General features: G+C 72.9%; 22 protein-coding genes and 2 pseudogenes. 12 read left to right on the plus strand and 12 right to left on the minus strand.

The features are described 5' to 3' along the window. Positions 1-373: 373 nt before the first annotated feature. Both ACFV04_RS20215 and ACFV04_RS20220 read left to right on the plus strand, forming a co-directional pair. Complete coding sequence (locus ACFV04_RS20215) at positions 374-718, plus strand: hypothetical protein (RefSeq protein ID WP_380348811.1); 345 nt, start codon at positions 374-376, stop codon at positions 716-718. A 145-nt stretch (positions 719-863) separates the two neighbouring features. Then, on the plus strand, positions 864-2,366 hold the full coding sequence (locus ACFV04_RS20220) for an FAD-binding protein (protein ID WP_380348809.1): 1,503 nt from the start codon (positions 864-866) through the stop codon (positions 2,364-2,366). Positions 2,367-2,462: 96 nt separating this feature from the next. Here ACFV04_RS20220 and ACFV04_RS20225 read toward each other — a convergent pair whose 3' ends face one another. After that, the gene (locus ACFV04_RS20225; RefSeq protein ID WP_380348807.1) at positions 2,463-3,965 is read right to left on the minus strand and encodes a multicopper oxidase family protein; all 1,503 of its coding nucleotides are present in this window, start codon (positions 3,963-3,965) and stop codon (positions 2,463-2,465) included. Between the two features lie 321 nt (positions 3,966-4,286). Between ACFV04_RS20225 and ACFV04_RS20230 the strand changes: the two genes are divergently transcribed. The 3 genes from ACFV04_RS20230 to ACFV04_RS20240 are packed head-to-tail and all read left to right on the plus strand — an operon-like array spanning position 4,287 to position 7,233. Further along, positions 4,287-5,897 carry a pyridoxal phosphate-dependent decarboxylase family protein gene (locus tag ACFV04_RS20230; protein ID WP_380530780.1) on the plus strand — a complete coding sequence of 537 codons (1,611 nt, stop codon included), beginning with the start codon at positions 4,287-4,289 and terminating at the stop codon, positions 5,895-5,897. Continuing rightward, entirely contained in the window at positions 5,894-6,574 is a 681-nt protein-coding gene (locus ACFV04_RS20235) for a hypothetical protein (protein WP_380348803.1), read from the plus strand. Before ACFV04_RS20230 ends, ACFV04_RS20235 begins: the two co-directional genes overlap by 4 nt. Continuing rightward, positions 6,571-7,233, plus strand: a complete 663-nt coding sequence (locus tag ACFV04_RS20240; RefSeq protein WP_380530783.1) for a DUF6875 domain-containing protein — start codon at positions 6,571-6,573, stop codon at positions 7,231-7,233. Before ACFV04_RS20235 ends, ACFV04_RS20240 begins: the two co-directional genes overlap by 4 nt. A 140-nt stretch (positions 7,234-7,373) precedes the next feature. On the opposite strand, the gene ACFV04_RS20245 is transcribed toward ACFV04_RS20240, so the two are convergent. From ACFV04_RS20245 to ACFV04_RS20285, 9 genes and pseudogenes are all read right to left on the minus strand, one after another. Next, positions 7,374-8,336: a phosphatidylinositol-specific phospholipase C gene (locus tag ACFV04_RS20245; RefSeq protein ID WP_380530786.1), complete on the minus strand. Its 963-nt coding sequence runs from the start codon at positions 8,334-8,336 to the stop codon at positions 7,374-7,376. 125 nt (positions 8,337-8,461) lie between these two features. Continuing rightward, a pseudogene (locus ACFV04_RS20250) lies at positions 8,462-8,617 on the minus strand (multidrug ABC transporter permease); the annotation flags it as partial. An 87-nt stretch (positions 8,618-8,704) separates the two neighbouring features. Next, the gene (locus ACFV04_RS20255; protein ID WP_380530789.1) at positions 8,705-9,934 is read right to left on the minus strand and encodes a neprosin family prolyl endopeptidase; all 1,230 of its coding nucleotides are present in this window, start codon (positions 9,932-9,934) and stop codon (positions 8,705-8,707) included. A gap of 211 nt (positions 9,935-10,145) precedes the next feature. Continuing rightward, a complete protein-coding gene (locus ACFV04_RS20260; protein ID WP_380530792.1) occupies positions 10,146-11,063 on the minus strand; it encodes an ABC transporter permease in 918 nt (305 codons plus the stop codon). Then, complete coding sequence (locus tag ACFV04_RS20265; RefSeq protein WP_380348797.1) at positions 11,023-11,877, minus strand: ATP-binding cassette domain-containing protein; 855 nt, start codon at positions 11,875-11,877, stop codon at positions 11,023-11,025. Before ACFV04_RS20265 ends, ACFV04_RS20260 begins: the two co-directional genes overlap by 41 nt. Next, entirely contained in the window at positions 11,874-12,401 is a 528-nt protein-coding gene (locus tag ACFV04_RS20270) for a MarR family winged helix-turn-helix transcriptional regulator (RefSeq protein WP_380530795.1), read from the minus strand. The genes ACFV04_RS20265 and ACFV04_RS20270 overlap by 4 nt, the downstream gene beginning before the upstream one ends. A gap of 49 nt (positions 12,402-12,450) precedes the next feature. Beyond that, complete coding sequence (locus tag ACFV04_RS20275; RefSeq protein ID WP_380530798.1) at positions 12,451-12,918, minus strand: NUDIX domain-containing protein; 468 nt, start codon at positions 12,916-12,918, stop codon at positions 12,451-12,453. Between the two features lie 80 nt (positions 12,919-12,998). Further along, the gene (locus ACFV04_RS20280) at positions 12,999-13,247 is read right to left on the minus strand and encodes a hypothetical protein (RefSeq protein ID WP_380530801.1); all 249 of its coding nucleotides are present in this window, start codon (positions 13,245-13,247) and stop codon (positions 12,999-13,001) included. Next, positions 13,247-13,447, minus strand: coding sequence for a hypothetical protein (locus ACFV04_RS20285; RefSeq protein ID WP_380348791.1), 201 nt, complete (start codon positions 13,445-13,447; stop codon positions 13,247-13,249). The genes ACFV04_RS20280 and ACFV04_RS20285 overlap by 1 nt, the downstream gene beginning before the upstream one ends. Positions 13,448-13,562: 115 nt before the next feature. Here ACFV04_RS20285 and ACFV04_RS20290 point away from each other — a divergent pair, with 115 nt between their 5' ends. The 7 genes and pseudogenes from ACFV04_RS20290 to ACFV04_RS20320 form a co-directional block, all read left to right on the plus strand. After that, positions 13,563-14,402: a Scr1 family TA system antitoxin-like transcriptional regulator gene (locus ACFV04_RS20290; protein WP_380348789.1), complete on the plus strand. Its 840-nt coding sequence runs from the start codon at positions 13,563-13,565 to the stop codon at positions 14,400-14,402. Continuing rightward, positions 14,392-14,598 (plus strand): DUF397 domain-containing protein, encoded by a 207-nt coding sequence (locus ACFV04_RS20295; RefSeq protein WP_380348787.1) that lies wholly within the window; start codon positions 14,392-14,394, stop codon positions 14,596-14,598. The genes ACFV04_RS20290 and ACFV04_RS20295 overlap by 11 nt, the downstream gene beginning before the upstream one ends. A gap of 208 nt (positions 14,599-14,806) precedes the next feature. After that, positions 14,807-15,307 carry a DUF5919 domain-containing protein gene (locus ACFV04_RS20300; RefSeq protein WP_380530806.1) on the plus strand — a complete coding sequence of 167 codons (501 nt, stop codon included), beginning with the start codon at positions 14,807-14,809 and terminating at the stop codon, positions 15,305-15,307. 55 nt (positions 15,308-15,362) lie between these two features. Further along, positions 15,363-15,566 carry a DUF397 domain-containing protein gene (locus ACFV04_RS20305; protein WP_380530809.1) on the plus strand — a complete coding sequence of 68 codons (204 nt, stop codon included), beginning with the start codon at positions 15,363-15,365 and terminating at the stop codon, positions 15,564-15,566. 187 nt (positions 15,567-15,753) lie between these two features. Then, a complete protein-coding gene (locus tag ACFV04_RS20310) occupies positions 15,754-15,957 on the plus strand; it encodes a DUF397 domain-containing protein (RefSeq protein WP_380530812.1) in 204 nt (67 codons plus the stop codon). Positions 15,958-16,120: 163 nt separating this feature from the next. Then, positions 16,121-16,321, plus strand: a complete 201-nt coding sequence (locus tag ACFV04_RS20315; RefSeq protein ID WP_380530815.1) for a DUF397 domain-containing protein — start codon at positions 16,121-16,123, stop codon at positions 16,319-16,321. Positions 16,322-16,361: 40 nt separating this feature from the next. Then, a pseudogene (locus tag ACFV04_RS20320) lies at positions 16,362-16,796 on the plus strand (XRE family transcriptional regulator); the annotation flags it as partial. A gap of 328 nt (positions 16,797-17,124) precedes the next feature. Here ACFV04_RS20320 and ACFV04_RS20325 read toward each other — a convergent pair. Continuing rightward, complete coding sequence (locus ACFV04_RS20325) at positions 17,125-17,595, minus strand: hypothetical protein (protein ID WP_380530818.1); 471 nt, start codon at positions 17,593-17,595, stop codon at positions 17,125-17,127. Positions 17,596-17,702: 107 nt separating this feature from the next. Continuing rightward, positions 17,703-18,113 carry a hypothetical protein gene (locus ACFV04_RS20330; RefSeq protein ID WP_380530821.1) on the minus strand — a complete coding sequence of 137 codons (411 nt, stop codon included), beginning with the start codon at positions 18,111-18,113 and terminating at the stop codon, positions 17,703-17,705. Positions 18,114-18,315 lie beyond the last annotated feature (202 nt).

Below are 18,315 nucleotides of genomic sequence, written 5' to 3' on the forward strand. Positions count from 1 at the left end.
GGGGCGGCGACAGCCGCGGCCACGGGCTGCTGTGGCGGTCATAGCGCATTCCCCCATCACTGCGCGGTGCTGTCCGGCGTCGTCCGCCACCACGGTGCCGCAGCGTGCGCCGGGGGCCGCGAGAGTTCCTCCGCCCCGACCCCCGGAAGGGTGCCGACCCCAATCCTGCCAGCTCGGGCAAGGATTCCGGTAGGACACAGCACACCCTTTTTCCGTCTTGCCGCGGGGTGGGCGCGGGCCGCAGACTCGTGCGACATCCCACCCCCTTCCACGGCCTGACGTGCCGGTGCCCCCGTTGCGGGCGGCCGGCGCGTGGAGCCGTCGTGCCCGGGGGCGGGTGGCGTGGACGGAACCGACGATGGGGGAACACACGATGAGCGGGACGACGGGCGTGCACGGGGACCTGGTGCTGCGGGCGCGGGTTCGGCTGCTGAGCCACAACGAGCGGGTGCTGCACGGCGAGGAGGGCCTGTGGGTGTACCGGACGCTGTTCGCGGTGAGCCCGCAGGTGTACGCGTTCAAGCTGGCGCTGGTGCTGCGGGAGGCGGCGGAGGGCCCGCGGGTGGCGCACCTGCCCGAGGCGCGGGAGGCGTTGCTGGCGCAGGCGCGGGCGGTGTCGGCGCGGATCCCGGCGCACGCGCCGGTGCGTCAGGTGCGGATGTGGGAGTACTCGGTGGCGGATCTGCGGCTGGCGGAGCAGCAGGTGGGGCGCCCCTGACGGACCCGCGGGCGGGCCGGCACCGGCCGTACGGGGCGGGGCGGGGCGGTCGTACGGGCGGGCCGGTCGTGCGCGGTGGTAGGCGGTCGCGGGATGGTTGCGGTACAACAATCCCTATTTGACGACTGATCGGAGAAATTCTGATATGAGCAGGTCAGGACTGTCACGCCGCGCCCTCCTCGCCGGTGCCGCGGCCGGCGCCGGTGCCGCCGTCGTCGGCTGGGACACCTCCGCCCGGGCGTGGGCCGCCGAGCCGGGCGCCGACGTCGCGCAACTGCCGTCCCTGGACGGGACGGTGACGCTGCAGGGAGCCGGGGTGGAGCGGTTCGCCGCCGACTTCGGGCACCTGGTCAGCGCGGCGCCGCGGGCGGTGCTGCGGCCCGCCTCGGTGCGGGACGTGCAGAAGGTGGTGGCGTTCGCGAGCAGGCACCGCATCGCGGTGGCGGTCAACGGGCAGAGCGGGGACCTGTCGCAGGTCGGCGAGGCCGGGCTGGAGTCGCACTCCAGCTACGGCCAGGCCAACCCGCGCGGCGGGATCGCGATCGACGCCCGCGGCCTGTCGCAGGTCGTCTCGGTGCGGCCGGGGCGTGCCGTGGTGGAGGCGGGGGCGACGTGGGCGCAGGTGGTGGAGGCGGGGCTGGCGGCGGGCTGGGTGCCGCCGTGCCTGACGGACTACCTGCACCTGTCGGTGGGCGGGACGCTGAGCGTGGGCGGGATCGGCGGCGCGGTGCAGCGCTTCGGCCTGCAGGCGGACCGGGTGCTGGAGCTGGAGGTGGTGACCGGCACCGGTGAGCTGGTGACGGCCTCCCCCGCCCGCAACCGGGAGCTGTTCGAGGCGGTGCTGGGCGGCGGCGGGCAGGTGGGGATCATCGTGCGGGCCACCCTGGCGCTGGTGCCGGTGCGCGAGCGCGCCCACGTGTTCTCGCTGTACTACGACGACCTGGACGCCTACCTCGCCGACCAGGAGAAGGTGATGGCCGAGGGCCGCTTCGACCTGCAGGTCGGTGACGTGGAGCGCAGCGCGGACGGGTCGCGGTGGCGGTACAAGGCGGAGCTGGTGGCGTTCGCGGACGCGGGGCAGGCGGTGGACCGCGAGGCTCTCCTCGCCGGGCTGCGGCCGGCGGCGGACGGGGTGTCGGTGGTGGAGCAGAGCTGGCGCGAGTACGCGTTCCGGGTGGACGCGTTCGCCGGGTACCTGCGGGCGGCCGGGTTCTGGGGGCTGCCGAAGCCGTGGCTGAGCGTGTTCCTGCCCGCGTCGACGGCGCGGGTGTTCATGGCGGAGGCGGCCGAGGTGCTCACGCCGGCGGACCTGGGGGCGGGGCTGCTGCTGTTCTACCCGTACCTGCGCGAGCGGGTGAAGGCGCCGCTGGCGGTGCTGCCGCAGGGCGAGGTGGGCTGGCACTTCGACCTGCTGGCGTTCCCGGGGCCGGGGGCGGACGCGGCGGCGATGCTGGAGCGCAACCGGCGGCTGTACGACCGGGCGGTCGAGCTGGGCGGCAAGCGGTACCTGATCGGGGCGGTGCCGGGGATGACGGGGGCGGACTGGCGCCGGCACTACGGGGGGCTGTGGGAGCGGGTGGCGCGGGCCAAGCGCCGCTTCGACCCGGCCGGGATCCTGACGCCGGGCCAGGGCATCCACGCGTCCTGACCCGCGGGCGGCGGCGGGGCCGGCCCGGCCGGCGGGCATCCCGGGGGGGTCGGGGCCGGCCGCGTGCGGGGGTGCGCGGCCGGCCCCGGGGGTGTGTCAGGCGATCTCCATCTGCGCCATCATCCCCATCGCCGAGTGGTCCAGCAGGTGGCAGTGGTACGGGTAGCGGCCGCGGTAGGAGTCGAAGGTGGCCTGCAGGCGCACGCTCTCCCCCGGCAGCAGGCGCACCGTGTCCTTGAGGCCGGACTCCTCGGGGCCGGGCGCCTTGCCGTTGCGCTCCAGCACCCGGAACTGCACCAGGTGCAGGTGGAAGTTGTGCGGGACGTCGGTGTTGGCGTTGACGACCGTCCAGATCTCCGAGGTGCCGAAGGCGATCTGCGCGTCCACCCGCGCCGGGTCGTACACCTTGCCGTCGATCAGGCCGCGCGGCGCGGCCCCGCCCGTACCCTCCTCGACCTTCAGCACCACGGTGCGCTCGCGCGCCGCCGCGCCCAGCGCGGGCAGGGTGCGCAGCCGGTCGGGGACGCTGCTGGGGTCGGCGGCCGAGCGCACCACGTCGAAGCGCATCACCTGGCCGACGTGTTCGGCGGGGCCCGGCGGCAGGGAGTTGGTGAGGACGACGCTGGTGCCGACGGGGTAGCGGGAGAAGTCGATGACGACGTCGGCGCGCTCGCCGGGCGACAGGTCGATCGTGTCGGTGGTGTGGGGGCGTTCCAGCAGGCCGCCGTCGGAGCCGATCTGGGTGATGGGGCCGCCGTCGGCCAGGCGCAGGGAGAAGAAGCGCAGGTTGGAGGAGTTGAGCAGGCGCAGCCGGTAGCGGCGGGCGGCGACCTCGGCCTTGGGCCAGGGGCGGCCGTTGGCGAGGATGGTGGTGCGGTTGAAGGGGTCGTCCATGCGGTAGACGAGGCTGCCGGAGGCGTCGAAGCGGGCGTCGCGCAGGGCGATGGGCAGGTCGTAGCGGCCCGAGGGCAGGGGCAGGGCGGCTTCGGTGGCGTCGGTGAGCAGGTAGGTGCCGGCCAGGCCCCGGTAGACGTGCTCGGACTCCATGTGGTGGGCGTGGTCGTGGAACCACAGGCTCGCGTGGGGCTGGTCGTTGGGGTAGGTGTAGGTGCGGGTGGCGCCCGCGTTCAGCAGGTTCATCGGGCCGCCGTCGCTGTCGACGGGCACCTTGGAGCCGTGCAGGTGGACCGAGACGGCGTCGTCCAGCAGGTTGGTCTGGCGCACGATCACCGGCCGTCCGGAGCGGGCGCGGATGACGGGGCCGGGGAAGGCGCCGTTGTAGGTGAGGACCTCGGTGCGGTGCCCGGGCAGGACGCGGGCGAAGGAGCGGAGCATGGTGACGGCGTAGGTGTCGGCGCCGCCGGCGGTGGAGACGGGGCTGAGCACCGGGGGCACCGGCAGCGTGGTGGTGAACTTCTCCACCAGGGCGGGGCCGGCGTCGGGGCCCGGGTCGGGGGCGTCGGTGGCCGGGTGGGTGTGGCGGTCGGCGGCGTCCTGCACGGAGGCGGCGGAGGCGGCCGGGCGCACGGTGGTGCGCAGGAGCAGCACCCCTCCCCCGGTCGCCAGGGCGGCGCCGATCATCCTGCGTCTGGTCACCATCGCGCGTTCCTCCCGTGCTGCTCCCCCGCCTGCCCGGCGGGTGCGGGGCGGCCTTGTCCGGGGGTGATTGCAGCAGCGTGCGCTTGCGCGCCGCTGGGGTCCGGCTGGGGCCGGCCGGTGGTGCCGGAGGCGGCCCGGCGGCGGTGCGGATGCCCGTGCCCGGGGGGTGGCGGCGGGTGCGGCGGCGGTGAGCTGGGCGTGTTGCGGGCGGCTTGCGCGGCGCCTGGACGGTGACTCGGGACGCACTAGAGGAACGCTCGTGATCCGAGACGGCCCGCAGCCCGGTGGGCTCGCAGAGCACTCGAAGGGAAGGGCCCAAGCGTGGACCTGGGGTACTGGCTGCCGAAGGCGGCCGAGGTGGCCGAGCGGTGGGGAGAGCGGTTCGGGACCTTCGCCGCGCACCCCTCGCACCTGGTGGACGAGGCGGACTTCGCCGCCGCGTTCGAGCGCTTCGCCAAGCGCCTGGAGCACAACTACCCGTTCTTCCACCCGCGCTACGCCGGGCAGATGGTCAAGCCGCCGCACCCGGCGGCGCTGGTGGGCTACCTGACGGCGATGCGTTTCAACCCCAACAACCACGCCTACGAGGGCGGTCCGGCGACCAACGACATGGAACGCGAGTGCGTGGCCGCGCTCGCCGGCATGTTCGGCCTGCCCTCGCACGTGGGCCACCTGACCAGCAGCGGCACCATCGCCAACCTGGAGGCGCTGTACGTGGCGCGCCAGAGCCACCCGGGCAAGGGCGTGGCCTACAGCGCGCAGGCGCACTACACCCACAGCCGGATGTGCCACGTGCTGGGCGTCGAGGGCCACGCGGTGGCCGCCGACGGCCGGGGCCGGATGGACCCGGGGGCGCTGGAGGAGGTGCTGCGCACCGGACGGGTGGGCACGGTCGTCGTCACCTGCGGCACCACCGGGCCCGGCGCCGTCGACCCGGTGCACGAGGTGCTGGCGCTGGCGCGCCGCTACGGGGCGCGGGTGCACGTGGACGCCGCCTACGGCGGGTTCTTCGCGCTGCTGGCCGGCGACGACGCCACCGCGGCGCAGCTGGACATCGACCCGGCGCCGTGGCGGGCGATCGCCGGGTGCGACTCGGTGACCGTCGACCCGCACAAGCACGGCCTGCAGCCCTACGGGTGCGGGGCGGTGCTGTTCGCCGACCCCGCGATCGGCCGGCACTTCGCCCACGACTCCCCGTACACCTACTTCACCGACGCCGAACTGCACCTGGGCGAGATCAGCCTGGAGTGCTCGCGTGCCGGCGCCTCGGCCGCCGCGCTGTGGCTGACCCTGCAGCTGCTGCCGCTGACAGCGGACGGGCTGGGCGCGGGCCTGGCCACCGGCCGGCGCACCGCGCTGGCCTGGGCCGACCTGATCGAGGCGAGTGACGAGCTGACGCTGCACCAGCGGCCGCAGCTCGACATCGTCACCTACTTCCCCACCCCCGACGGCCCGCCCGCGCTGTCCGCGATCGACGCCGCCTCCGACCGCGTGCTGCGCCGGGGCATGGCCGACGAGCAGGACCCGGTGTACCTGAGCGTGCTGCGCGTGGACGCCGCCGACTTCGCGCGCCGCCACCCGGGCGTGGTGGCCGACGCCGACGGGGCTCGGGTGCTGCGCAGCGTGCTGATCAAGCCGGAGGCTCAGGCGTGGCTGCCGCGCCTGCACGCGCGGGTCGCGGCGCTGGCCGCGGAGACGGTCTCACCGCCCGCAGCGCCCGGCGACGCACCTCTGGTACCGGCCGCCGCGACCGTACCGACCGCCGCGGCGCCCGCACCGCCGTACGACGCACCGACCGCACCGACTGCACCGACCGCACCGACCGCACCGACCGCACCGACCGCCGCGACGCCCGCACCGCCGTACGACGCACCTCTCGCACCGCCGTACGCCCCCTCGTCCGTCCCCTCGCCCGAGGAGAGTGCCCGTTGACCACCGCCACCGCCCTGCCCGCCGACGCGGGCACCGTCCCGCGGCCCGCCGCGGGCGCCGCCGTCCGCCGGGCCCGTCCCGACGAGGCGCCCGCCCTGGCCCGTCTGCTCGCCGACGCCTTCGCCGACGACGCGCTGATGCTCTGGGCCTTCCCCGACCCCGACCACCGCGCCCGGGTCATGCCCGCCTTCTTCCTCGTCCACCTCGAACAGTGCCTGGCCCACCAGGGCGTCATGGTCGCCACCGACGACGACACCGGCCTGCTGGGCGCGCTGCTGTTCCTGCCCCCGGGCGTGTGGGAGGACCCGGGCCGCGCCGACGGCGCCGCCACCCGCGCCCTGACCGAGGCCATCGACGCCGACCGGTACGGCGAGTCCGCGCGCCGTCTGGCCGCCATCACCCGCCTCCAGCAGCGCCGCCACCCGCGCCACCGCCGCCACCACTACCTGGCGTTCATCGGCGTGCACCCCGACGCCCGCGCCGCCGGCACCGCCGAGGCGCTGCTGGGCGCCGTCCTCGCCGAGGTCGACGCCGCCGGCCAGGCCGCCTACGCCGAGACCAGCTCCGCCGGCGGCGCCCGCCTGTGCGAGAACCACGGCTTCACCCGTTTCGGCGAGGCCATCGCCCTGCCCGGCGGCGGACCCCGCCTGGCCCCGGTCTGGCGGGGGCCCCGGTGACCGCGCCCGCGCCCGCCGCCGGCGCCCTGCGCCTGTTCAGCGCCGAGGACATCGACGCCGGCCACGCCGCCGCCCACCCGGAGGCCGTCGAGGTCCTCGCCTGGGCCCGCCACTTCCTCACCGCCGCCCACCCCGACCTGGGGCGCAGTGGTCCGGTCTGTCCCTACACCCAGCCCTCGCTGCGCCGGGGCCTGTTCCACCTGGCCGTCGCGGACGGTGACGGCAACGGCGACCTGCCCGCCCTGGTCGGTGAACTGCGCGCCCGTTACGACGAGTTGCTCGCCGGGCTGAGCGAGGAGTCGGACCGTGAGCTGCTGACCGTGCTGCTGGTGCTGCCGCACCTGGACCGCGCGGACTCCACCGCGCTGGACGAGGCGCAGCGCAAGGCCAAGGACGAGTTCGTCGAGCAGGGTCTGATGATCGGCCAGTTCCATCCGGTGTGCGAGGAGCCGGGGCTGTGGAACCGGACGTTCCGTCCGCTGCGGGCGCCGGTGCCGCTGCTGGCGGTGCGCAAGCTGCTGGTCTTCGACCTGCCGTTCCTCACCGGGGACGAGACGCACCTGAACCACTACCTGGCGCGGTTCGCGCCCGAGGTGCCGGCCCGTATCCGCGACCAGCTGGTGAGCAGTGTGCGCGCCCACCAGCGGTCCGCCGCCTGACCCACCCTCCCCCTGCGCGCGCGGGGCCGGCCGGCGCCCGGCTCCGCGCGCGCACCCCCTTTTCCCGGAGGTTTTCGGGGGCCTTTTCCGGGAGGTTTCCCGGGGGGTCTTCCGGGGCCGGGGCCGGCGGTGCGGTGCGGTCAGAGGCCGAAGTTCCAGTCGACGATCATCTGCAGCAGGTCCTTGCGTTCGTCCACGAAGTCCATCGCGATCACGCCGTAGTGCGCGCGCTGGGAGATGCGCGGCGTCAGGTAGTCCTGGATGGAGGGGTTGACGACCTTGGCGATCTTGTACGGGTCCTCGGGGAAGCTGCTGGCGCTGGCGAAGTGGATGTAGAGCTTGCCGTCGTCCTGGCCGTAGAACGCCTGGTCCAGTCCCCACTTGACCCGCTGGACCTTCTGGCTGGACCCGTCGCCGAAGTAGTCCTGGAGCCAGATCCGGGAGCCGTCGCCCCAGCGCAGGGGGTCGTAGCGGCCGTCACCCCAGGTGAAGTCCGACATGATGGGGATGATCTTGCCGCGGACCTGGCCCAGCGTGGGCAGCCCCTCGGGGAGCGAGCCGGCCCTGGGGAGCCAGAACCAGGGCCGGTAGTTGCCCTTCCCGTCCATGCCGTCCATGTAGTAGTTGAAGATCTCGCTGAACCGGTAGTCCTGTCCCTCGGTGTACTCCTTCCTGATCCGCATGATGATCGTCTCGCGGGGGTTGGACTTCAGGAAGTCGATGCACTGGTTGAGCACGTCACCGAAGTTGATCTTCTGGTAGATCTTGTCGTGGTGGATGGTGAAGACGTCGCCCATCACCCGGCACCGGATGTCGAGGAAGCGCACCCCCGCCTGGAGCTGCTGGGGGATGCGCCACTCCTGGCACTGGGCGTAGCCGAAGGCGCCGCCGTCGTAGAGCGCGCAGGTCTCGTGGGTTCCGGGGATCGTCAGCTGCGACAGCTTGACGTTGTCGCCCAGCAGCGACATCCACTTGTTGGTGGGGCGGTGGACGAGACGGTCCGGTGCGGCGGAGGCCGGCGCGCCCGAAGCGGCGAGGCCCAGGGCGCCGGTGGTGGCCGCGAGCGCCGCGCTCCTGAGAAGGGTCCTACGGTTGATCGTCATGCAAGAAACCTCCGGCGGCGGGGCCCTGATGGTGATCGGGGCGTGAACGTCTCCCCTCTTTCGCCCCAACGGGCCGACGCCCCGGCCGGGTTCATCGTCCGCGAACGTTCCCGCGGGCGGGCGCGGAACGCCGGCCCGAGCGGCACCGCCACCACGCCGGGCAGGCGCAGCGGGTTCCGGGTCATGGCGACGCCGAGGAGGGCGGCGATCAGGACGACGACGACGGCCCGCAGGACGGCCTTGACGCCGGCGGCGAAGGCCTTGCCGGTCACCGGGGCGGCGTCTCCTCCCGACCCGCCCCTGCTTGCGCTGCGCGCGCGGAGCCGGCCGACGCCCGGCTCCGCGCGCGCTCGCGTGTGCGGCGGGGTTCAGGAGCAGGAGCTGCCGCCGGGGCCGCCGAAGAAGAGGTACTCGTACCACGGCGCGGGGCCGCTGTTGACGAGCGAGGTGTAGCAGGCCGGGGCCGGCTGGTAGGCGGTCAGCTTCGCGTACTGGGCCGTGTTGTCCGTCGCGATGTACTGGACGTCGCGGTGGTAGGCGGCGTACTGCCAGCCGCCCGGGGGGTAGGCGCCGCTGCCCATCGGCGGCCACGACGTCTCGTCGTCCGTCTCGACCTCGCCGCCGAACTCGATCTCCTGGGCGCCGGTGGCCATCCGGCCGGTGCCGAACAGCGAGCCCGGGTAGTAGCCCACCGCGGTGCCGCCCAGGTAGAGCCACCAGTTCCCGCCCGCGAGGTACCAGACCACCTCGACATCCACCTGGGCGCCGCCCGGGACGCTCGCCGGGAGCACGCCGCCGAGGAGCCAGGCGCCGTTCGTCTGGACGAACGCCGTGCATTCGAGGTTGTAGCAGCCGGTGTGTTCGTAGTCGTCGGCCGTCCAGTAGACGAACAGGACCGGCTGGGTGGTGCCGAACTTCCCCGGGTACACCTGGTAGCCGCACTCGACGGTCTGCACCGGTGAGCCGGCGCTGTACCACTGCTGGGAGAGCGAGAAGTCGTCCCCCGTCACCGGGGGGTCCCAGACGTTGATGTAGCTGTGGCCGCCGAGGTTGGCGACCTTCTGGTCACCGGTCGCGTACTGCTTGAACGGTTCGTCCGCGGCGCCGGGACGGTGGCGCCGGCCCGTCCCCCGCGGGTACTTCCGGTGGAAGTTCCGCACGCCGCCCCTGCGCGCCATCTCCTCCAGGGTGATGCGGCGCATCGCGATCGTGCCCGGCGGGCAGGACATCGGGTGGCCGAACCCGTCCAGCCGGTCGGAGCGCAGTTGCGGCCGGACCGGCAGGCTCTGGCCGGCGCCGCGCCGTCCGGCCGCCACCGGAGGGTCCGGGGCCTCGGGGGGAAGCGGGGAGTTGCCTCGCAGGGCCGGCTGGCTGCCGATGGGGACGCAGTCGAAGACCTGCCCGTTGTCGTCGGCGAAGCTGCGGGTGACCTCGATGCCCGCGTAGAGGTTCCTGAGGTATTGCGTCATCGCGGAGAAGTCCTCCGCGCTCGTCGTGCCCGCCGCCGACCGGCGCACGAAGTCCTCGTACCGGGCCGAGGCGAGGGAGTTTGTGAAGTCGGCGAAATTGGGGAATGCCGCGTCGTGCTGCGGTGCCATGATCGGTCCTCCGGTGGATCGGGATCGTCGCGCGCGGTGTCCGCGCGTGTTCTCTCCGTTCTCCACGCTAGGCCCGATTCCGGTCACGTTCCTCCCGGGGAAAGGGAGTTGTGGAAGCCGCAATCGAGAAGCCGCGATCGAACTGTCCGGCGCGCCGGGCGGGGCGGGCCGGCCGGCGCCGGGACCGCCCGGGGCGGCGGGCGGTCAGGCCCTACCGGGCCAGGCGGCCCAGCAGGCCGGAGGCGGCGGCGATGCCGACCAGGGCCGAGAAGGTGAGGACGGCGAAGTCCAGCGGCAGGTGGGCGGGGGTGCCGATGAGCAGGCCGCGCAGGGCGTCGACCTGGTAGCTGAGCGGGTTGGCCTTGCTGACGGCCTGCAGCCAGCCCGGCATCAGGGCCACCGGGTAGAGGGCGTTGGAGGCGAAGAACAGCGGCATGGTGATGGCCTGGCCGATGCCCATCAGGCGGTCGCGGGTGAGCACGATCCCGGCGATCGCCATCGACAGGCAGGAGAAGAACGCCGAGCCGAGGACCACCGCCGCCGCGACGCCCAGCAGGCGCAGCGGATTCCAGGTCATCGCGACGCCGAGGACGGCGGCGATCAGCACCACGACCACGGCCTGCAGGAGTGCCTTCACGCCGGCGGCGAAGGCCTTGCCGGTGACCAGGGCCGCGCGGGGGGTGGGGGTGACCAGCAGTTTGGTGAGGACGCCGGAGTCCCGCTCCCAGATGATCATGATGCCGTAGAAGATCGCGATGAACATCGCGGACTGGGCGATGATGCCGGGCGCGAGGTAGTCCAGGTAGGGGATGCCGCCGGTGGGGATGGCCTTGAGGCGGGTGAAGGTCTGGCCGAAGATCAGCAGCCACAGGGCGGGCTGGATCGCCCGGGTGTACAGCTCGGTGCGGTCGTGGCGCAGCTTCTGCAGTTCGACCGCGCACATCGCCGCCACCCGGGCCGGCACCACGCGCCAGCCGGTGCGGGCGCGCGGGGGCACCAGCAGCAGGCCCAGGTCCGGCCCGGGGCCCTGTCCGGAACTCTGCCCGGAGCCGTCGACGGGGCCTTGTCCGGGGCCGCCGGCGGGGGGTTCAGCCGACGCGGCCTGCGGTACGGCGGGTACGGCGGACATCACCGAAGTCTCCTTCCGTGGCGTCGGCCAGGTCGCGGCCGGCGTAGTGGCGGAACACGTCGTCCAGCGTGGGCTCGTCGAGGCCGCCGTCCGCCTCGCGGAGCCGGTCCTTGAGCTCGGCGGGGGTGCCGAGCGCGCGGATGCGGCCGCGGTCCATCAGGGCGATGCGGTCGCAGTGGCGGTCCGCCTCGTCCATGTAGTGGGTGGTGACCAGCACAGTCATGCCGGTGGCCCGGCGCACGGCGTCCACGCGTTCCCACACGCCGGTGCGGGCGATCGGGTCCAGGCCGATGGTCGGTTCGTCCAGGACCAGCAGGCGCGGGGCGCTGACCAGGGCCTGGGCGAGTTCGAGGCGGCGCACCATGCCGCCGGAGTAGGTGGCGGCCATCCGGTCGGCGGCGTCGGTGAGGTCGACGGCCGCCAGCGCCTGGGCGACGCGTTCGGCCCGTTCGGCGCGGGAGACATCGAAGACGCGGGCGAACAGGGCGACGTTCTCGCGCCCGGTCAGCCCGGACTCCGCGGACAGCTGCTGCGGCACGTAGCCGAGCAGGCGCCGCACCTCCATGGGGCGGCGGGTCGCGTCGTGGCCGAAGACCCGCACCATGCCGGCGCCGACCGGCAGCAGGGTGGTGATCGCGCGGATCGTGGTGGTCTTGCCGGCGCCGTTGGGGCCCAGCAGGCCGAACACCTCACCGGTGCGCACGGTCAGGTCGATGCCGTCCACGGCCCGCGTCTCGTGGCCCTTGCCGCGCCCGTGGCGGAAGGTGTACTCCAGGCCCCGGCACACCACGGCCTCGGCCTGCGCCTCGCTCATCGCCCCTCCCCCGGCAGGCCGACCAGGCCGGGGCGGTCCGGCAGGTCGGGGCGGTCCGGCAGGTCGCGCAGGCCCTGGGCGACGGAGCGCAGCGCGGGCAGGGCCCGGGCGAGGGCGTCGCGCTGGTCGGCGGGCAGGCCGTCGACGATCTCCTCCATCAGCACGCGGCGGCGCCGGCGCCAGGCCTCGATCCGCTCCACGGCCGCGTCCGTGACGTACAGCAGCGCGGCGCGGCGGTCGGCGGGGTCGACCTCGCGGCGCAGCAGGTTCTGGGCGACGAGCTGGTTGACCAGGGTGGACACCGAGTTCCCGGCCAGGCACAGCTCCTCGGCGGCCTCCGAGACCCGCAGGCCGGGGCTGTCCATGGCCAGGCGCAGCAGTTCGACCTGCGCGCCGCGCAGCCGGGGTTCGGCCGTCGCCCGGCGCAGGCGGCGGCGGACCAGGCGCTGGATCCCGACGAGCAGGGCGGAGAACTCGTCGGCCGGCGCGGCATCGAGCGGTGGTGCGGGCTCCGTCGCGGTCACACCCCCATTTTAGCTCTCAGTGAGAGGTATCCGTCGAGGGTGCGGGGGTTCAGGCCGCGCGCTGGCCGTGCAGGAGGACGGGCAGGGCGCAGCCGGCCAACGCCTCGGTGATGCGGGCGAACTGGGCGGGGGCCGTGCAGCCCGGCAGGTCGTTCACCGGGACGAAGCGGGCGCCGAGCAGGCCGCTGCGGTGCTGCGGCGGGACGCTCAGCCGGGTCTCGTCGCGCACGGTGCCGCCATCGAAGACCAGGTTGAGGCGTTCCAGGTAGCGGTCGGCGGGGGTGAAGTCGACCGCGACGATGCCGCTCAGGCGCAGGTGCAGGCCGGTCTCGGCGTGCAGGTGCCGGGCGGCCGCCAGGTGCGGCGGCTCGTTGGGCTTCGCGGCGCCACCGGGAAGGATCATGCCGTCCATGTAGTCCGGGTCGACCAGCAGCACGTCCCCGCGCCGGTTGCGCACGAGGACGAGACAGCCCAGCCGGCACACCGGCGGCTTGGCGAGGAGGCGGGGGTCGCGCATCGGGCAGTTCACTTTCTGATCACTGGGGAGGAGCACGAGAGAGAAGCCCGCCCACCACAGCAGACGGGCCAGGAGTGTGTTCAGTCGTCGTGCGTCAGACGCTCGTACCGCAGCCCCTTGCGCAACAGGTCCAGGAGACGCAGCAGTTCGAGCGGCCGGGCCGAGCCCAGGTCGACCAGGTAGTTGCCCGTGGTCCGGCCGTAGTGCCAATCGACGGCGATGGAGGGCAACTTCACTCCGCCCAGGGCCAGCACGGACACCAGGTCCTCCACCACGGAGGCGGCCTGCCGGCGCTGCTCGGCCGTGGCACGGGAGAGCACGGATCCCATCACCGCTCCCCCGGCCGCTTGTGGACCTCGAACACGCGCCAGGCGCTGTAGGCGTCACCGAAGAAGGTGAACCCTTTGAGGTCACCGCCGGGTTCGCGCAGCCACTCCCCCGTCATCTCGTTACGGACCCAGTAGCGACGGGTCTCGGGGTCGAGGCGCACCCCGTACCCGTGCGAGCGGGGAACGTGGTCAGAAGCCATGGGAGAACCCTCCGCGATCGATGTTTCACTTTCCGTGCACATCGTGGCCCAGCGTCCCCTAGCATCGGAAGCGTCAAACGACTTGACCCAGCGGGCACGTTGTTTTGGAGCAGCCATGGTGAACATCAAGGAAATCGACCCGGCGTCAGGCCCCTGGGCCCCCTTCGCGGTCCAACTCCGCAACTCACGCAGGGCGAAGGGCCTCCTGCAGCACCAGCTTGCCCGCAAGTGCGGCGTCAGCGCGTCCTACGTCTCGTTCGTTGAACTTGCACGCCGCCCGCCGAGTGAAAAGTTTGCTACCAAGGCCGATGAAGTCCTGGAAACGGGCGGGACCTTGATGCTGATGTGGTGGCAGCACAAGCACACGGCATTGGTGCCGGGCTTCCCCGAGTACGCCAACTACGAGAACCGGGCCGCCGAGGTCAGGCTGTTCTCGATCGACATCGTGTCCGGGCTGTTGCAGACTCCGGCGTACGCCGGCGCTTGGGAAGCGGCCAACATCAGGCGCGGAACGGCGACTCCCGAACAGGCCGAGGAGCGGGTCAACTTCCTCATGACGCGCCAGCAGTTCCTGGTCCGCACGCCTGCTCCGCTGCTTCACGCCGTCCTGGACGAGAGTTGCCTGCGCCGACCCGTCGGCGGAGCGGACGTCATGATTGAACAATTGTTGCACCTTGAGCAGCTCGCAACAGCCCCGAACATCGTCATCCAGGTGGCCCCTTACTCCTTGGGCGAGGAGCGGCCGTTCAGCTCCCATGTGACCTTGCTGACCATGCCGGACCGCAAACTGCTGGGATACAGCGAGACCGAAGTCCGTGGCTACCTTGATCGCGATATCGACACTGTTCTTCCGCTGTCCAGGGGCTACGATCGGCTGCAGATCGAAGCACTGAATCAGGCCGCATCGGCGGAGATGATCCGTGCGGCACGGAAGGGCTATGAGGATGGACGTTGACCTGACCCACGCTGGCTGGCGGAAGAGCACCTACAGCGGCGGGCAGAACGGCTGCGTGGAGGTCGCCGACGGCTTCACCGGCGTCATGCCTGTGCGGGACTCCAAGGACCCGAACGGCCCGGCCCTCATCTTCCCCTCCCACGCCTGGCAGTCCTTCGTCACCGCAGTCCGCACCGGCGAATTCGGCACCGCCTGAGGCCACTTGTGCGCCGCCGCCCCGGCCCGGGGCGGCGGCACCTTCCCGGTACGCCTCCCCGGGCCCGAACCTCCCGCCGCCCGCGCAGCGCACTCAGGGGGTAGATGACCAGTGATCCTGCCCAACCTCCTCCGGTCCACCATCAAGACCGGGCACGACGGCGAGGTCCTGGCCGTCTACCCGTACCGCTCGGCCTGCCCCCCGGTCGGTGTGGGCGCAGCTGATCGCCGAGGCACGGTCCGAGATCTTCCTCGCCGGGTACACCGACTACTTCGTCTGGCTGGAGCAGCCCGCCCTCCTGCAGACCTTGCGGCGTAAGGCCGAGGGTGGCTGCCGGGTGCGCTTCCTGCTCGGGGATCCCGACTCCGGCAGCACGCGCCGGCGCGAGGAGCTCGAGGACGTGGCGCTCTCGGTGTCCACCCGGATCCGGGTCACTCTGGAGAACCTTGCCAAGCTCCGCGACATCGACGGTGTCGAGGCCCGCTTCAGTGCCCCGGAGGACGGCCCGAATCACGTCGGCCTCTCCGTTTTCCGCTTCGACGAGCACGCCCTCGTCACTCCTCACCTCGCCCGTACCGTCGGCCACGACTCACCGCTGATGCACCTGCGGCGCAGCGAGGAGCACGGCATGTTCGACCGTTTCGCCGACCACATCGAGGAACTCTGGTCCCGGGGAAGCGACATCGACACCATCCCGGCCCGCGCATAGGAAGTCGGGCCCGCCGACTTCCTGCTCCACCCCGTCGATCAGGAAGGAACCGCCCATGAACAGCAACTCCCCCACCACCTGGCGCAAGAGCACCTACAGCGGAGGATCGAACGGCTGCGTGGAGGTCGCCGACGGCGTCCCCGGGCTCATGCCCGTCCGTGACTCCAAGGACCCGAGCGGCCCAACCCTCGTCTTCCCCGCCCACACCTGGCAGGCCTTCGTCACCGCCGTCCGCGCCGGAGAGTTCGACGTCCGCTGAGGATGCCTGCGCCCCCGCCGCCCCGGCCCGGGCGGCGAGGCGATCCGCTTCCCGTTCCCTCGACATGCCCGTGTGCACCCGGGAGCCTCGGAGCGGCATCCTCGAACTCACCACCCCGCATACCCTGCATGAGAAGTCGGGCCCGCCGACTTCCTGCTCCACCCCGTCGATCAGGAAGGAACCGCCCATGACCGGCAACTCCGCCACCACCTGGCGCACGAGCACCCACAGCACTGACGGGGGCCAATGCGTGGAGGTCGCCGACGGCGTACCCGGGCTCATGCCCGTCCGTGACTCCAAGGACCCGAGCGGCCCAACCCTCGTCTTCCCCGCCCACGCCTGGCAGGCCTTCGTCACCGCCATCCGCGCGGGCGAGTTCGGCACCGTCTGAAGACGCTTGTGCGGCGCCGTCTCGGCACGCCCCTCCTACGCGCTCGGTGTCCCGCCTCCCGCCAGCGCACTCAGGGATAGGAACTGCGGCCCCGGCGAAACGACATGGGAAGTCGGCCCCGCCGACTTCCCGCTCCACCCCGTCGATCAGGAAGGAACCGCCGATGACCGACAACTCCCCCACCGCCTGGCGCAAGAGCAGCCACAGCAACAACGACGGCGGCATGTGCATCGAGGTGGACGACGTTCGTCCCGGCCGGGTCCGGGACAGCAAGGACCCCGACGGCCCCCGCCTCGACTTCGCACCAGCCGCCTGGCAGGCCTTCGTCACCGCCGTCCGCGCGGGCGAGTTCGGCACCGCCTGAGCAGCCTTCGAGGTCAGGAGAACCCGGCATGCCCGACGACACGCAGGATGAGGACCACTCCGGGATCTGGGTGAGCCGCTACGAGTTCTTCAGCAGCGGCCGCGGCACCACGTTCACCGGGCTGCACCACGTCGTCCTGGCTCAGCACGGAGACCGCATCACGGGACGGTCGCTCCCCGGTGCGTCGTCCAACCCCCGTTCCCCGCTCTCCTTCGACCTGACCGTCGACCGGGGCACCGGCACCGTCACCGGCACCTGGGTCGAGCAGACCGCGGCGGACGGCTACTACCGGGGCGCCCGGTACCACGGCGCTCTCCAGCTGCTGATCGGTCCCGCCGGTCGGCGCATGGCCGGGACGTGGGTCGGCTTCGGCAAGGACGCGGACGTCAACACCGGCCCCTGGGAACTGCGGCTCCTCGACAGGTCCACGACGGCAGAGGTCCTGGCCCGGTACGGCGAGCCGCCCACGGAGTGAACGGCCGCCCCTCGCTTCGGGCGCCTGCACGGGAAGTCGGCCCCGCCGACCGGCAGCTCCCCACCCCCGGGCCGGGGCCGCGTATCCCTCCCCCCTCGGGCACCGGGCGTCATGCGTCGGCGAATCGGAGTGTCAGTGCCGGCTCCTACGGTTGCCGAGACACCGTCACCCGAGGAAGTGCCGCAATGACTTCACCGAAGAAGCCGCGGCGCACCGACAGCAGCGGCACGTCGGGCGAATCCGGCGCTGCCTGAGGTTGCTCGTGCGCCGCCGTCCCTTTCCCGGGCGGCGGCGCGCGGGGCTGCCGGGTTCCGGGCGGCGGGTCCGGTCAGGGGGTGTCCGTGTCCGGTTCCGTGTCCGGTTCCCGTGCCCATTGCTCGCGCGGGCGGAGCCCGGCGAGGATGCCTTGGGCTTCGTCGCGGACTCCCTCGTCCTCGTCCACCGCCAGCGCGTGCAGCCGGGCGATGAGCCCGTCGGCTCCCTCGGTGGTCATCCAGTCGGGGTTGCAGTCCAGGGCGGCCCAGATCTCGTCCGCCGTCCACGTCTCGGCCGCGCGGCTGACGGCCAGCAGGACGCAGCGCAGGCCGGCGGTGTCCCGGCGTTCGAGGAGAGCCTCGGCGGTCTGCTGGGTGACGGCGGTGTCGTGGGTGTCCAGGAGGAGGCGGTGCAGGACGTCCGTCACCTCGCCGATCCGCTCCGAGGCCGCGAGCCGGCGCCCGGCGTCGGCGCGCACGGCCCAGGACGGCGAGTCGGCGTCGCGCAGGGCGGCGGCCGGTTCCTGGTCGTCGGAGGTGGTCATGCCCCCACCCTGCCAGGCGGGCGCGCCGGCCGCCGACCGGATTTCCGGTCCCGGCGCCGCACGGCCGTGGGGCCTCAGGGCCGCCCGGCCGCCCGGCTCGCGGGGTCTCAGCTCTTGACGTACCAGTCGGTGACGAACCCCTTGTGGGTGCGGTCGCGGGACCACGTGGTCACGCCGTCGGAACCGAGGGCGTTGATGGTGAAGTTGAGGTCGTTGAGCTTCTTGCTGAACGTCACCTTGCCGGTGAAGTAGCCGCCCAGCGAGTTCCAGCCGCTGTTGGTGGTGCGGAACCAGACGGCGTGGTCGAGGCCGATCACGAAGTCCACCCAGTCGCCGCTGTTCAGCGGCCACAGGGCCTCGCCCTCGCCGTAGGCGCCGCCGCAGTAGAAGCTGCCGTTGTCGAAGCCGTGCGTGCTGGTGCAGACCCGGGGGAGGTCGCCGGCCTGCGCGGGAGTGGCGGTCAGGACGGCGGTGGCGGCCAGGGCGAGGGTGGCGAGCGCGGTCGTGCTCTTCTTCACGGATACCTCCGAAAACGGGGCGGGCGGGGGGGACGGCCGGGCCGTGGCGGAAGGCCGGCGCTCGTTCGCGCCGGGCTCCGGCCGCCATCCTTGCGCAGCGGACGACACTTGATCAACTTCTGGCCCCGCGATCGGTCCGCATGCGGACCGCTCGCGCCCCCGCGGGCATCACTCCAGGCCCGGGAGGGAGTTGTACGGCTGG

Source organism: Kitasatospora sp. NPDC059599, from assembly GCF_042735125.1.
Lineage (GTDB): Bacteria > Actinomycetota > Actinomycetes > Streptomycetales > Streptomycetaceae > Kitasatospora.